This window comes from Mesorhizobium sp. BR1-1-13, assembly GCF_020165515.1.
GTDB lineage: Bacteria > Pseudomonadota > Alphaproteobacteria > Rhizobiales > Rhizobiaceae > Mesorhizobium.
Window position 1 is genome coordinate 112,744 of the sequence record NZ_JAIUIH010000011.1, and the last position, 14,837, is coordinate 127,580.

General features: G+C 63.2%; 11 protein-coding genes. 6 read left to right on the top strand and 5 right to left on the bottom strand.

What is annotated here, in order from left to right; genetic code table 11:
* The first annotated feature begins 274 nt into the window (after positions 1–274).
* Both LB533_RS23165 and LB533_RS23170 read left to right on the top strand, forming a co-directional pair.
* On the top strand, positions 275–952 hold the full coding sequence (locus LB533_RS23165) for a sugar transferase (protein ID WP_140643706.1): 678 nt from the start codon (positions 275–277) through the stop codon (positions 950–952).
* Between the two features lie 110 nt (positions 953–1,062).
* On the top strand, positions 1,063–2,328 hold the full coding sequence (locus LB533_RS23170; protein WP_224678284.1) for a polysaccharide biosynthesis/export family protein: 1,266 nt from the start codon (positions 1,063–1,065) through the stop codon (positions 2,326–2,328).
* A 216-nt stretch (positions 2,329–2,544) separates the two neighbouring features.
* On the opposite strand, the gene LB533_RS23175 is transcribed toward LB533_RS23170, so the two are convergent.
* From LB533_RS23175 to LB533_RS23195, 5 genes are all read right to left on the bottom strand, one after another.
* Positions 2,545–3,846, bottom strand: a complete 1,302-nt coding sequence (locus LB533_RS23175; protein ID WP_140643709.1) for an O-antigen ligase family protein — start codon at positions 3,844–3,846, stop codon at positions 2,545–2,547.
* Positions 3,847–4,099: 253 nt separating this feature from the next.
* Complete coding sequence (locus LB533_RS23180) at positions 4,100–4,927, bottom strand: SDR family NAD(P)-dependent oxidoreductase (RefSeq protein WP_224678285.1); 828 nt, start codon at positions 4,925–4,927, stop codon at positions 4,100–4,102.
* A 124-nt stretch (positions 4,928–5,051) separates the two neighbouring features.
* Positions 5,052–5,558, bottom strand: coding sequence for an acetone carboxylase subunit gamma (locus tag LB533_RS23185; RefSeq protein WP_140643711.1), 507 nt, complete (start codon positions 5,556–5,558; stop codon positions 5,052–5,054).
* Positions 5,555–7,759 (bottom strand): hydantoinase B/oxoprolinase family protein, encoded by a 2,205-nt coding sequence (locus LB533_RS23190; RefSeq protein WP_224678286.1) that lies wholly within the window; start codon positions 7,757–7,759, stop codon positions 5,555–5,557. Before LB533_RS23190 ends, LB533_RS23185 begins: the two co-directional genes overlap by 4 nt.
* A 13-nt stretch (positions 7,760–7,772) precedes the next feature.
* A complete protein-coding gene (locus tag LB533_RS23195) occupies positions 7,773–9,902 on the bottom strand; it encodes a hydantoinase/oxoprolinase family protein (RefSeq protein ID WP_224678321.1) in 2,130 nt (709 codons plus the stop codon).
* 119 nt (positions 9,903–10,021) lie between these two features.
* Between LB533_RS23195 and LB533_RS23200 the strand changes: the two genes are divergently transcribed.
* From LB533_RS23200 to LB533_RS23215, 4 genes are all read left to right on the top strand, one after another.
* Positions 10,022–10,801: a helix-turn-helix domain-containing protein gene (locus tag LB533_RS23200; protein WP_224678287.1), complete on the top strand. Its 780-nt coding sequence runs from the start codon at positions 10,022–10,024 to the stop codon at positions 10,799–10,801.
* A 189-nt stretch (positions 10,802–10,990) separates the two neighbouring features.
* Positions 10,991–11,743, top strand: a complete 753-nt coding sequence (locus LB533_RS23205) for an SDR family NAD(P)-dependent oxidoreductase (RefSeq protein WP_224678288.1) — start codon at positions 10,991–10,993, stop codon at positions 11,741–11,743.
* 207 nt (positions 11,744–11,950) lie between these two features.
* Positions 11,951–13,294 (top strand): glucoamylase family protein, encoded by a 1,344-nt coding sequence (locus LB533_RS23210; protein WP_224678322.1) that lies wholly within the window; start codon positions 11,951–11,953, stop codon positions 13,292–13,294.
* Positions 13,284–14,813 carry a mercuric reductase gene (locus LB533_RS23215; protein ID WP_224678289.1) on the top strand — a complete coding sequence of 510 codons (1,530 nt, stop codon included), beginning with the start codon at positions 13,284–13,286 and terminating at the stop codon, positions 14,811–14,813. The genes LB533_RS23210 and LB533_RS23215 overlap by 11 nt, the downstream gene beginning before the upstream one ends.
* Positions 14,814–14,837 lie beyond the last annotated feature (24 nt).

Genomic DNA, 14,837 nt, shown 5'->3' on the forward strand with positions numbered 1-14,837 from the left:
GAATATCGTGTCACGATAAAGCACCAACGGGCTCGGCTCAGGGGCATAAAGAACGCGCCGCCCAGAAGTTGCCCCAAAAGGGCCTCTATTTTTCCGGCTATGCCCATTTATTGTCATAAATGTGCTAAATATTCCGAAATTTGTGCAGGGCTCGCTTATTATTTAGTCAATTCATGACGTGACTATTTCAAGGGTACGGGAAATTGTGTGTTGCGCTGCAACATTTTTTTGATATCGTGCGGTAAACCATCCGGTCAACGCATGGAGTTTTGGCATGAGGGACGTTGCCAAGTCGGCCACAGCGGAGTTTTCGCAGGCTGGCGTCGATTTTCCACCGCCGATCGGCGGCCTTATCAAGCGCAGTTTCGATATTGCCGGTTCACTGGCCGCCCTGATCGCGCTCAGCCCGCTGTTCGTGATGATAGCGCTGCTCGTCAAATTCTCCGATGGCGGATCGATTTTCTACGGTCACCGGCGAATCGGGCGTGGCGGACGGATTTTCCCTTGTCTCAAGTTCCGCACCATGGTCCCTGACGGTGAAAGGGTGCTGGCCGCCTATCTGGCGGCCAATCCGGAAGCCAAGGCGGAATGGATAGCCACCCGCAAGCTGAAGAACGATCCGCGCGTCACCAGGGTCGGCGCGGTCCTGAGGAAACTCAGTCTCGATGAGTTGCCGCAGGTCATCAACATCCTTCAGGGCGACATGAGCCTTGTCGGACCGCGTCCGGTCGTGCGCGACGAACTGGAGATCTATGGCAGCGCCGCCGTGTATTACCTGAAGTCCCGCCCCGGCCTGACCGGCCTGTGGCAGGTCAGCGGCCGCAACGACGTCTCCTATGACAGCCGCGTCGCGTTCGATCGCCACTATGTCGAGAATTGGTCACTTTTTGAGGATATTCGCATCATCATCAAGACAGTTCCGGCTGTCTGGATGTCGCGCGGCTGCTACTGAGCGGTCGCGAACCGGATCGCACGCGGGGAATCTCTCCCGGCAGGCATCGGGCGCAGGCTCATCGGGCTGGTGGGGCCAAAGCGGATCGGAACGTTCAGTTGAAGATAGACATGTTCGAAGTTTTTTGCAGCGGCCCGCATTCGGGCCGCTCGCGGCGTTTGCGGCTCGTGGCCAGCTGCCTGGCCCTGTCGCTCGCCCTGCCCCGGATCGCCATTGCCGACGAGTACCATCTCGGATCGCAAGACAAGCTCACCATCCGTATCGCGGAGTGGCAGACCGTCGAAGGCACGTTCCGTGACTGGTCGGCGGTCAATGGCGTATACACGGTCGGGCCGGCCGGAATGCTGTCGGTGCCTTTCGTCGGCGAACTGCCGGCATCCGGCAAGACAACGGCCGAAGTCGCGGCGGCGATCGGCGAGGCGCTGCAGCACAAGCTCGCTTTGTCGGACCGGCCCGAGGCATCGGTCGAAATGGCGCAGTTCCGGCCGTTCTATATTTCGGGCGAGGTGCAGAACCCCGGCCAATACCCCTATGTGCCCGATCTTACGGTGCTGAAGGCGGTCAGCATCGCCGGCGGCATCCGGCGAAGCGCCGACTACGGCCCGCAGCTCGGCAAGGACCTGGTCACCGCCAAAGGCAATTTCGACATATATGACGATCAGCGCGTTCGACTGATCGTCAAGCGCGCGCGCATCGATGCCGACCTTGCGGGCAAGTCGAGCTTCGACGTGCCGAAGGAGGTGGAGGGCGATCCGAGACTGCAGGCCATCGTCGCGGACGAGATGACGATCCTCACGGCTGACCAGAAGGCGCTGAAGCTGAAGCTCGAGGCGCTCAGCGATCTGAAAGGGGTTCTGCAGGCCGAGATCGAATCGCTGCAGAAGAAGATCGTCAACCAGCAGAAGCAGGTCGATCTGGCGCAGCAGCAACTCACCAGCATCGGTCCGCTGGCCCAGAAAGGCCTGGTCGCCAACGCAAGACTGCTGGATTCGCAGCAGTCCGTCACCGACCTTCAGGGCAAGATCTTGGACTACGAAACGGCCATCCTCACCGCCAAGCAAGCGATCAGCAAGGCAACGCAGGATGCCATCGATGCCCAGAACACGCTGAGCTCGAGCCTCGCCGCCGACCGGCAGCAGACCGAAGCCGACCTGAACGAGGCCGCGCTGAGGGTCAACATGCAGAAAGGATTGATGGCCCAGGCCACCGATCCCGCCACCGTGGCCGCCAGCGCAACCAACGAAGAGCCCACCCTGATCTATTCACTGCTGCGCGCTGCCGACGGCAAGACGAGCGAGATTGCGGTCAAGGAAGACACGCCCGTGCTGCCGGGCGATGTGATCAAGGTCAAGCTGGCTCCAATGGCGAGCCAGTAGGCAGCTTGAAATAGGGCAGTTCACCGTTTCACGGAAACGGCGAGCTCTCTATGTCATTGTTTTTGCGCAATTCCGGACGGAAAGCGCCGCGCGCTCTTCCCGGCGAAGCCGTACACACTTTCCTGAAATTGCCGGAGCGGGGCGGCGTTTGAGCGAATCGCCATCCGCTCTATCGCCTTGTTTTGACGCAAGCCCAAACGGGAAACCGATCCGCATTCATCGAGCCGCGTCGGTGCCGGGCTCGGGGCCGCTCCAGCCTCTGGCGGCATTCGCCTCCTCGATCCTTGCCGCAGACCGGCGAGGACGGGCAACGGGCAGCCGCGCCAGCTTGAAGAAGCTGAAATACATCAGGAAGGAACCCATGATGTAGGGGTTGAGGATCTCGACCTCGACGAAGGAGCGGATCAGGAGCAGCACCATGACGCCGGCGAGAACGACCGAATCCGCCCGCCATGTTCCGAACGCCACCGTCGAGACATGGCCGTAGAGCGTGCGCAGGATGACTAGCGAAACCAGCGTCGCCCCGACGAAGCCGAGTTCGACAAGGGCTTCGATGTAGGTATTGTGGAAGTGGAAGCCGGTGCGGGTTGTGATGTAGAACTCGTTCCACAGGCGCTCGGCCTCGGCAAAACCCTGGACCCAGTATGCGGCATAGCCGACGCCGAGCATGGGCGCCCTCTGCGCGGCGTTCCAGCCCTGCTCCCACAGATAGGTGCGCCCGGTGAGCGTCGAATCCTTGCCGAACAGGCCGAGGACGAAGTCCATGAGGCCGAGGTTCAGCGCCACTAGGATAGTGACGACCAGCATGCCGGTGCCGACCAGGAAGATCACCCGGCGGTAGCGTCGCGACAGCACCTTGCTCATGGCAAGCAGCATCACCAGCGCCAGCACCGCCGGTGTCGAGGCCATCGAGGTGGCCGAATGCGAGATGACCAGCAGATAGGCCGACAAAAGCACCACCGGCACCGTCAGGAACAGGCTCAGCCGGCCATGCCTGAGGAAGGCTATGAAGACGACGCTGAAATAGATGCCGAGCGAGGCGACGAAGCCTATCTGGTTCTTGGAGGCGAAGGCGCCGACGAAATTGTAGGTGCCGTCAAGGACGTCCTCGGAATAGGCCCCGACCTTGAGAGAATAGAGCAGGACGACGAATATGCCGACCAGCGCGCCTATCGTCAGGGTCCGCACACTGACGGCTCGCGCCGCGACATAGGCGCAGGCGATGTGGGAAAAGTACTGGACGGCCGTCCTCGCGGTGATGCCGGGAGCGTCCGACCAAAAGACGGAGAAGCATACATAGGCCGCGAACGACAATGGCAGCCAGGCGCTGGACAGATGCCGCAGAAACCGCCTGTAGTCGACCATGATGAGGGGCAGCCACACCGCATAGTAGGCCAGGATCAGCACCTGGCCGAATATGACGGAGTAGGAGAATGCCCAGACCGAAACGGCAACGGCAAAACTGCCGTAGACCGAGTTCCTCTCGGGATCGACCAGCAAGGACTTTGGAATCTTCATCTCAGGTTCTCGCCGAGCCTACCCCGGACCGCCACGTAGCCGGCAAGCATCTCCGTAAGAAGGGTGCAATCGACGGCATCTCCATTGTGCAGTGCAATATAACCTATCGCGCCCTGCGCTCAATGGCAAATCCGGTCACCTTGTCTTACAGCCAGGCGAGCGCCGAGAGATCAAGTCCGGGACAGCCGGACGGAATTGGAGTTCTCGTTCGGTGCCGGCCTCCTCCACCGAGGCCCATAGCCAGCCGTGCGCGCTACCAAAGTGCTCCGCCGGTGATCTGTATGTTTTCCATGGTGATGCCCTTGGCCATATCGGAGCAGAGGAACACGGCCAGCGCCGCGATCTCCTGCGGCTGGAGGATGCGCTGCTGGGGGTTGCCCCTGGCGATCTCGGCCATCGCGTCCTCGGCCGTGCGGCCCTTGCCCTCTCGCTCGACGACCTGCGCCACGTTGCGGCGCATCAGTTCGGTCTCGACCCAGGTCGGGCTGATCATGACGCAGGTAACGCCATGCGCAGCCCCTTCGAGCGCCACGCAACGGGTGAGGCCGAGGAGACCGGCCTTGGAGGCGCAATAGGCAGGATTGTCCTTCCAGCCGACCGAGGCGGCGGTCGAACCGATGTTGACGATGCGACCCCAGCCGCGCTCGATCATGCCGGGCAGCACGGCGCGCGTGGCGCGGAAGGCGCCGGTGAGATTGGTGTCGACGATCTTGTCCCACAGCGCGTCGGAATGGCCGCAGACCGGCTGCTCGGCCGTGGTGCCGGCGGCGTTGACCAGGATGTCGACAGGGCCGACCGCCGCCTGGGCGTCGGCCGCGAAACGGTTCGTTCCGTCGCTGTCGCGCACGTCGAGATGGGCGGCGTAAATCCTCGTTCCATGGGCGCCGAGAGCCGAACGCACCCGCTCTATCTCGTCGGCGCCGGGATAGTAGGCGGCGTCGGATCTCTCGGCGCCGGCAGGAGCGATATAGGAGCCGACGGCGACATTGGCGCCGGCCTGCGCCAATGCCGTCGCAATCGCAAGGCCCATTCCGGAGAACCCGCCGGTGACGATTGCGCTGCGGCCGGAAAGGTTTGTCATCGGGCATAGGCTCCGCACGGTACGGGACGGTCCATCAGTCCCGAGAGGATCTGAACTTCATACGGCAAGATAGCCTCGATCGAGGCCCATTTCGGGGCCGGTGACGAATCTCGTGTCCTTGCCATCAGCTTTCCTTGTCCATCGGCTCCAGCGGCTTGCCCAGCCAATCGCGGTAGAAACCTTCCAGGTCGGGTTCGAAATCGTGGACGATGGGATAACCCGGCGCCGCTGCCTCGACCTCGTGCAGCGTGCCGCATTGCGGGCAGATGAACTCGCGGATTTCCATCCATTCGGGATCCGGCAGGTCGCTGTTGGGATAGATCTCACGCAGCGCCTCCTCTGTGTCGCGCACGATGATCGAAGCCTTCAGCTTCCAGTTCTTGCGGTAGTCGCCGAAGGAATGGCCGCATTCGCAACGGGTTACCCGCTCGTCGCCGCTCTGGCAGATGAAGAGGTGGTCGCCCACGGGGAGCAGGATGGGATCCTTCCAGCCGACGCGGTTCTGAAGCACCGCGACGTATTTAAAGAAACGGTCGTCGTCCTTGTAGGCACTCATGATGCGGCGCGTCTGCGGCCAGGGCAGCGTGCCCGCGACCAGATCGGCGATGACTTCCTTGCTGTACGAGGTCATGATCCCGACTCCACGCCGAAGGTCGATTTGGCATCGACATCCCAGAAGCTTGAAAAATCCCTGGCGAAGCGCGGCGAAAGCTTGAAGGCGCTGGCATACATCTTCTTCACCTCGGGCGCGAAATCGGCCGCCTTCACCCGCTCGCGCTCCCTGGCCATCCACTCCGAGACCGGCCTGGCCCGAACAAGCCGGCGCGACCGCATCTCGGCGCGGTGGCGCTTGGTGGCTTCGAGATTGGCGACGGGATAGCCGTCCTCGTCCTCGTCAAGCACGATCCCGAAGACATTTTCGGCGGCTTCTCTGGTGAGATAGCCGTTCTCGACGTCCGATGCCGTCTTGAGCGGGTCGCGCTCCAGCACGTCGCCATAGCCGCCACCGCCATTGTAGGAATGGGTGAACACGTCGCCGGTCTTGTGGGGCGCGGTGATATAAGGCCCTTCCATCGTCACGTGCTGGCCTTCGAGCCGGACCTCGAGTTCGGAACGATAAGGATTGGTGCCGGTATGGTGCGCCAGCGGCGCACCCTTCTGCGCAAGCTCGAAGATGTTGCTGTCGCGCACCGCGCGGTGTTTTTGGCAGGTCGGCGCGGGATAGCCGCCGCAGAGCCCGCCATTGTCGAAGACGCGCGAGGAGTGTTCCGAGGTTACCAGCCGGAGATGGTCGGTCTTCGAAACCAGCCAGGTCGACAGGAAGGCGCAGCCGCCGCGATATTTGCCGGCGCCGCCGGAATTGGCAACGATCGAGCGGCCGATATAGACCATCGGCATGTTCTGTTCCCAGATCTCGATGTTGCCCATGTCGGATTCCGGGTTCCAGCCGACATAGGCGGTGTCCAGCCCGTCCTTGATGGCAAGCGCGCCGGAACCGGCGGCCGCGCATTCGAAATGCGCCATGCCGAACAGCGTGCCGTACTGGCTGGTGCCGCCCATCTCGATCATCGGGCTGTTGACCTGGCCGACGAAGGCCTCCTCGACGAAGCCCCGGGCGATGAATGATCTCGACAGGAGCCGCTGGAAGACGCCATAGGCCGGCAGGAGCAGCGCCCAGGACGTGGCGGTGGCCACCATCTCATTGTCGGGATTGGTCCAGGTGCCATGCGGCAGCTTCAGCTCCGTTGCCATCCAGGCGCCGTCATTGACCAGGCCCTCGAAATTCATGTGCTGGGTCAGCGTCACGAACATGCCGCCATCCATGCCGGCCGGCGTGCAGTTCATGGAATGGTAGCCCCAGGGCTGCGTGCCCTCGAAATCCATGATGATCTTGCCGCCTGACGTGATCTCCATTTCGATCGGAACGTTGTAGAGCCAGTCGGGATCGCCGAGCGGCTGGTAGCCCGGCTTGCCCCTGGTGACGTGACCGTAAAAAGTATGCCCCCGATAGATGCCGGGAACGGTCAGTTGCCGCGTGCGGGCGAGCTGCGCGCGGCGGCCCTCCTCGATGAACTCCTTCGACACCTTCATCCAGTAGTCGAGGCCGATCTCGTCGATCAGCGCCTTGACGCTTTCGCGCATGTCGATGCAGGAGGCGACCTTGGCCTTCTCGTCCAGCACCCAGTAGATGGGCATGCGCAGATTGCGCTCGCAGCGGATCACGTAGTCGCGCCGCAGTTCGTCGTTCTGGCCGACTTTCTCGGCGCAGACGAACAGGCCTTCGGTGAAGCGCTCCTGTGCGAGCGCCACGTCGCCGCCCGGCGTGATACCGCCGGCCTCGAGTTCGTGGCAGACCGCGCCCGCCCAGCCGACGAGTTTGCCCGAGTGGAAGATCGGCACCACGTCCATCACGTCGGGCACCTGCACGGTGCCGATGAAGGCGTCGTTGTTGGCAAAGATGTCGCCGTCGACGATGCGGGGATTTTCCTCGTAGCCTTGTCTGATCATCCATTTGATAAAACGGCTCATCGTGTGCACATGCACCATGATGCCGTTGGAGAGCGCGATCGCGTCGCCCTCGGGCGTGTAGATGGCGACGACCATCTCGCCGACCTCGCGCACGCCGGGCGAAGCCGAGATGCGACGCGCCATCTCGCGCGCCGAGACGCAGTAGGCGCGCAGCTTGGTGTGCAGCGTCTCGAATTTCAGCGGATCATGGTTGCGCAGTTCGAGATCGGTGATGCCGTCATAGCAGCCGGTCTCGTCCATGAGCCGTTCGGATTCGATCAGCCGCTCGCGCAGACGCAGGGCGGAGGCGGGTTTGTCCAGCATGGCGTTCGCCCTCTCAAGCGTGGGAGTAGTGGAGCAGCGTCCATTCGTCGACGAAGACACGGTCCTGCGGATGGACGACGAGCGTGGTGGCGGGGTGTTCGATGATGGCCGGGCCGGTCACCTCATGCCCGGGCAGCAGAAGATCCATCTCGTAGAGATCGGCCTTGTGCCAGCGGCCGCCAATATAGGCCTCGCGCACGCCCTTGTGCGCGGATGCGGGGCTGGAGCGGCCGAGCGGGCGCTTGAGCAGCACGGGCTTGACCTTGTCGGCGGTGGCGATGAGGCCGAGCTCGGTGATCGAGAAGCCGGCTTCGCCATAGCGCGAGACGCGATGGTTGACCTTGGCGTAGACCGCTTCGAACTCGTCGATGATCTTGCGCATCTCGTCGGCCGAATGAACCGCCGAGAGCGGCGCCATCACCTCGACATCCTCGAGCTGGCCAGTGTAGCGCATCATCAGGAACGGCACCGTCTTGATTTTGCCGAGCGCATGGCCGTCGGCGACCATTTCGTCAACAGCGGCCTTGGTCAGGTCGTTCCAGACGGCGGTGACCTTGCTGCCGAAGGCGACTAGCTCGTCGTCGCTTGCGCGGGCGCCGATGTCGATCTGCGTCGACACCGAATGGCGGCGCATGAAATCCGCCGTGGTACAGCCGAAGGCGGAGAAGGCGGCTGCGAACTGGAAGGTGATGATATCCTTGAAGCCGATGCCCCTGGAACAGCCGGCCAGATGCAGCGGCCCCGAGCCGCCATAGGAAAGCAATGTGAACTCCGAAGGGTGAATGCCCTGGCCGGAGATGACGCGGCGCAGCGCGTTGTTGGCGTCTGCCTCCAGCATCTCGATCATGCCTTCGGCGGCCTCTTCCACGCCGACGCCGAGCAGGCTGGAGCACTTCTCCTCGAAGGCATGCCGAGCCTTCTCGACCTGCAGCACGACCTTGCCGCCGAGGAAATAATGCGGGTTCAGCCGGCCGAGGATGGCGTCGCAATCGGCGATGGTCGGCTCGGTGCCGCCCCTGGCGAAGCAGATCGGGCCGGGATCGGCACCGGCGCTTTCCGGCCCGAGCGAGACTTTCTTCGTCAGCGGATCGACCTTGAGGATCATGCCGGCGCCGGCGCCGATCGTGTCGAGATGCAGCGTCGGCACGTTGAGCTTGAACCGGTCCATCAGCGGCTCGTTCTCGATCCGTGTCTGGCCGCGCGTGATGACGCCCATATCGAAGGAGGTGCCGCCCATGTCCGAGCAGATCAGCGAGTCATTGCCGATCAGCTTGCCGACATAGGCCGCGCCCAAAATGCCGCCGATCGGGCCGGAGATCATGGTTTCGTGCAGGCGCGGATGGTTGATCGAGGTGAGGCCGCCGAAGGAGAGCAGCGTCTGCACGCCATATCTGAAGCCGTATTTCTTCGAGACGTCCTCGATCCCCTTGAGCTGCTTGCGGCCGCGCGAGGTGGCGTAGGCCTCGATCAGCACCGAGTTCAGCCGCGACTGCTCGCGGATGACCGGGCGCACCTCATGGCTGCTGTAGACGAGGATATCGGCGCCAGCGGCGGCGATCTCCTCACGGCAGATCTCGGCGATGCGCTTCTCATGCACTGGATTGACATGCGAGAAGATCGTCATGATGCAGACCGCCTCGACCTTGTCGGCGATCAGCTTTTTGGCCGCGGCACGGACCTCATGTTCATAGAGCGGCAGGATGATGTCGCCGAACTGGTCGATACGCTCGGTGACGCCGTGAGTGCGGCGGCGCGGCACCAGCGGATCGGGGTGATGATGCGTCACCGCGTGCAGCCGGTCGGCATAGGAATAGTCGGCCCAGGCCTGGAGGCCGCGACCCATCAGGATCATGTCCTCAAGGCCCTTGGTGGTGATCAGGCCGAGTTTCCTGCCGGTGCGCGACAGCAGCGTGTTGAGCATGCCGGTGCCGGAATAGAGCACCACATTGACGCCCGAGAACAGCGCCTCGAGCGAGATGCCCCAGGCGTCCGCCGCATCCTCGGCCGAGGCGAGGAACCCCTCGGCCTCATTCTTCGGCGTCGTCGCCGACTTGCCGATCTTGAAGCGGCCATCCTGATCGACAAGGATGGTGTCAGTCATGGTGCCGCCGGCGTCGATGCCGATGACGATGGGATTGGTGATATGGTCCACGGGTCGCCTTCCCTTGCCGAGCATGACCACAGGCTAGATTCGCGGTACCGGATCGCGCCATATGCCTAAAGGCACAATGACGGGCGGGAGCTCGTCACCGAAAAAGAGGCATGCGCATGGGCAACATCTGGGCGCCGCTCGCCATGGCGATCGCCGCCACCGGCACCGACAGGCATGTCGACTGCCTGATCGACCTGATCGGCGCCGACATCGCGCATGACCTGGTGACGGTGACGCGCTACTCGGCGACGCAGACGCCGCAATTCGTCAAGCACCGGCGCTTCTCCGACGAGATGGTGCGGCGCTACCTTGATAATTATTACGTGTTCGACCCCTTCTACGCTTCCTGGCGGCGCGAGCGCCGGCTGGGCATCATGCCGCTCAAGCGGCTGGCCGACGACGAGGCCAAACGCGGCCAGTACATAGCCGGCTTCCTCGCGCAATCGGAGATCTGCGATGAAGTCGGCATCATGCTGGCCGATGGCGGCGACTGGTGCCTCGGCATTTTCCTCGATCGTTCGACCACGGCGTTCAAGGACAGCGAGATCGCCCTGCTGGCCGAGCGGCTGCCGGCATTCGAAGCCCTGCACGCGCTCGACATCAAGACGCGTGGGAGCGATTTCTCGCGCAGCTCGGCGCCCTCCAGCCCCGGGGCCTCGCCGCGCCAGCAACCCACAATCCCGGCGAGCCTATGGCCGGAGCTGTCGCTCCGAGAAAGGGAACTCGTGCAATTGATCCTGGCCGGCCATCCGACCGCCAACATTGCCGAGCGGCTCGGCATCACCGTCGGCACGGTCAAGAACCATCGCCGGCGCATCTATGAGAAACTCGACATCACCACCGAGCGGGAATTGTTCCTGCAGTTCTTCCTGTTCCGCTCGGACAGATAGGCCCGGCGCTGGCGATGGGCAAGCGCTGGAGAGGCAGCTCGAGGAGAACCCGGCATAACGCGTCTCAGGGATTGGCCCAGACGATCGAGTTGCATGCCGGCTTGAACTTGGCCAGCGGCGACCTCACAGTCTCCCCCGAACATGGTTTCGCCGGGCGGAGCCGATTTGCGCCAGGACAGGGGAAATGAGATGCCGACGATTTTCGCGGAACGGTTTGCCAAACGCTCGGCGGTGATTACGGGCGGCGCATCCGGCATCGGCCTCGCCGTCGCACAGAGGCTGGTCGAGGAAGGCGGGCGCGTTTCGGTTTGGGACCGCGATCCCGCCCAGATCGAAGCGGCCAGGGCTTCGATCCCGGCGCTGCATGGCCAGACCATCGATGTCGCCGACCCGGCCGCGGTGGATCGCGCGGCGCGGTCGACGATCGAGGCGCTTGGCGGGGTCGACATCCTGATCACCAGCGCGGCCATCACCGGTCCCAACATGACCGCCTGGAACTATTCGGTGGAGGACTGGCGCCGGGTCATCGATATCAACATCAACGGCGTCTTCTACTGCAACAAGGCGCTCGTCCCGCACATGCTGGAGCGCAATTACGGCCGCATCGTCAACATCGCCTCGATCGCCGGCAAGGAAGGCAATCCCAATGCTTCCGCCTACAGCACATCCAAGGCCGCCGTGATCGGCCTGACCAAGTCGCTCGGCAAGGAACTGGCCAAGACCGGGGTAACCGTGAACTGCGTCACGCCGGCGGCGGTGCGCACGGCGATCTTCAAGCAGATGAGCCAGGAGCATATCGATTTCATGCTCTCCAAGATACCGATGGCGCGCTTTGGCGAGGTCGATGAGGTGGCGGCGCTGATTTGCTGGATCGCCTCGGAGGAATGCTCGTTCACGACGGCTGCCGTCTTCGACGTCTCGGGCGGCCGCGCCACCTACTGATGTGGTGCGCGCTTTCCGGCTGGCAAGCAACTACAATTGCGCGTGAGGGAGCAACCAACGGAGCTGGACAAGCGTACAATGGCCGAGGCCCGAATCGGCAACGGCAACAATGAGGGCGAGACATGACAAGGCGTGACAGTCCGGCCCGCGCGCAATTGCTGCACCTTTCCCCGGCAATCGCGACGATCAGACCGGAGCTTGCCGCATTTGCTTAAGGTCGAGCCTGCCATCCTGTCGGACGACGACCTCCTGGATCGTTTTCAGCGCGCGGCCTTCGGCTATTTTCTGGAAAACGTGAATCCCGAAAACGGGCTGGTCGCCGACACGTCGCGGCCGAATTCACCGGCCAGCATCGCGGTCGTCGGCTTTGCGCTCTCCTGCTATCCGATCGGGGTCGAGCGTGGCTGGATGACGCGCGAGACGGCGGTGAAGCTGACGCTCGCCGCGCTGCGCTTCTTCTGGACCAGCACGCAAGGCAGCGGCGCAGATGTCACCGGCCACAAGGGCTTTTATTATCATTTCCTCGACATTCGCACCGGATTGCGGGTCTGGCGCTGCGAATTGTCGATGGTGGATACGGCACTGCTAATGGCCGGCATTCTGGTGGCGGGTGCCTACTTCCGCAGCGACGATGACGAAGAGGGGGAAATCCGCGAGCTGGCCGAGGCGCTCTACCGGCGCGTCGACTGGCGATGGGCGCAAGGCAGCAGCCCGACCTTGCGACAGGGCTGGAAGCCGAAGAGCGGCTTTCTCCACTATGGCTGGGAAGGCTACAATGAGGCGACTATCCTCTATATCCTGTCGATGGCCTCGCCCGACAGCCCGACGTCCGACGACAGCTACACAGGCTGGACGGCGACCTATCAGTGGGAGAACATCTATGGCTACGACGTGCTTTATGGCGGTCCGTTGTTCATGCACCAGTTCTCTCACGCCTGGATCGATTTCGCCGGCATCCGCGACGCTTTCATGCGCGAGAAGAATTCGGACTATTTCGAAAACAGCCGCCGCTCGACATACCTGCACCGCGACTATGCTCGGCACAACCCCTATGGCTATGAGGGCTACGGAGAGAACCTCTGGGGGCTTTCGGCCGGGGACGGACCCGGCGGCTTTCGCAGCAGCATACAACGGCGGCGGCGGCGGTTTTCCGGCTATGTCGCGCGCGGTGCGCCCTTCGGGCCGGACGACGGCACGATCGCGCCGTGGTCCTATCCGGCGTCGCTGCCCTTCGCGCCTGACATCTGCATGGCGGCGTTGCGCCATCTCGCAGACCGCTACCCCCAGGTGATCGACAATTTCCGGCTGCCAAGCGGCTTCAATCCGACACTGGCCAACCGGCGAAAATTCGGCCGCGACGGCTGGGTGTCGGAAGGCCATTTCGGCCTCGACCAGGGCATCGTGGTGATGATGATCGAGAACCACCGCTCGCGCCTGGTCTGGGAGCTGATGCGTTCCAACCAGCACATCCGCCGCGGCCTGAACAAGGCGGGGTTCACAGGCGGATGGCTGTCGCAGCCGGCAAGCCCGGATGGCCGCGATGTCGCTTGAAAGGACGAAAGCTGCCGGTTTCCCGGCCGACCACAATGATGTCGAGCTGGTCAGGGGCGCCCATCCACCGCATTGGCGAAATCCGCGCCCCACGGGACCATACAATCTCGTCGTCGTCGGCGCCGGGCCGGCCGGCCTGACGGCGGCGAGCGAAGCGGCAAGCCTCGGCGCGAAAGTGGCGTTGATCGAACGCGGGTTGATCGGCGGGACGTGCATCAACACCGGCTGCATCCCGTCCAAGTCGATCATCCGCACATCCAGGCTCTATGCCGACATGCGCGATGCCGAGAATTTCGGAGCCGATGCGCCAGACCATCTTCGCGTCGATTTCCAGCGCGCGATGACCAGGATGCGGCGCATCCGGCAACGGATCAGCCATGCCGACAGCGCAGAGGCGCTCGCTGCGCTGGGCATCGACGTTCATTTCGGCGAAGCCCGGTTCGAGGGAAGCGATTGCGTGACCGTCGCGGGAACGACGCTGCGCTTCCGCAAGGCGCTGATTGCGACAGGCGCGAGACCGGAGTTTCCATCGATTCCCGGCCTGGTCGAGGCCGGCTATCTCAGCAACGAGACGATGTTCGACCTTGTCGACTGCCCGAAGCGGCTGTTGGTCATCGGCGGCGGGCCGCTTGGCTGTGAGACAGCGCAGGCCTTCTGCCTGCTCGGCGCGAAGGTCATCGTGGCGCAGAGCGATCCGATGTTCCTGCCCGGCGAGGAACGCGACGCCGCGCAGATCCTTTCGGAGGCGCTGGCGCGCGAGGGGGTCGAGGTCCGACTGAACACCGAAGTGGTGGCGGTGCGCAGGGATGGCGACAAGAAGCTCGCCGACCTGGTGCGGGACGGCGACACGACGACCATTTCCGTCGACGAGATCATCACCGGCATAGGCCGCTCGCCCAATGTCGACGGTCTTGGCCTCGACGAGGCGGGGGTGGCCCACGACGCCAAAGGCATCAAGGTGGACGATTATCTCAGGACCTCAAACCCGCGCATCTATGCGGCGGGCGATGTCTGCCTCGACTACAAATTCACGCATACCGCTGAAGCAACAGCCCGCATGGTCGTGCAGAACGCCCTGTTTCTCGGGCGCAAGAGGCTGAGCGAATTGGTCGTTCCGTGGTGCACCTACACCGATCCGGAAATCGCCCATGTCGGTCTCTATCCGGTGGAGGCGCGCCGCGACGGCATTCCGGTCAAGACCTATACGGTGCTGATGCACGATGTCGCCCGCGCGGTGATGGACGGCGAGGAAGAGGGTTTCGTCAAAATCCATGTCAGGGAAGGGTCAGACCGCATCCTCGGCGCGACGGTGGTCGCTGCCCATGCCGGCGAGATGATCAATGCTGTGTCGCTCGCCATCAGGTCGGGCATGGGATTGCACGCGCTGGCCGACGTCATCCATCCCTTCCCGACACAGGCGCAAGGCATCAAGATGGCCGGCGACGCATATAGGCGAACGCGGTTCACCCCTTTCTGGAGGCATCTGGCGGCACGCTGGCTGGCGTGGTCCAGGAGATGACGCTTGTGTCCCGTCGGCGTTGGC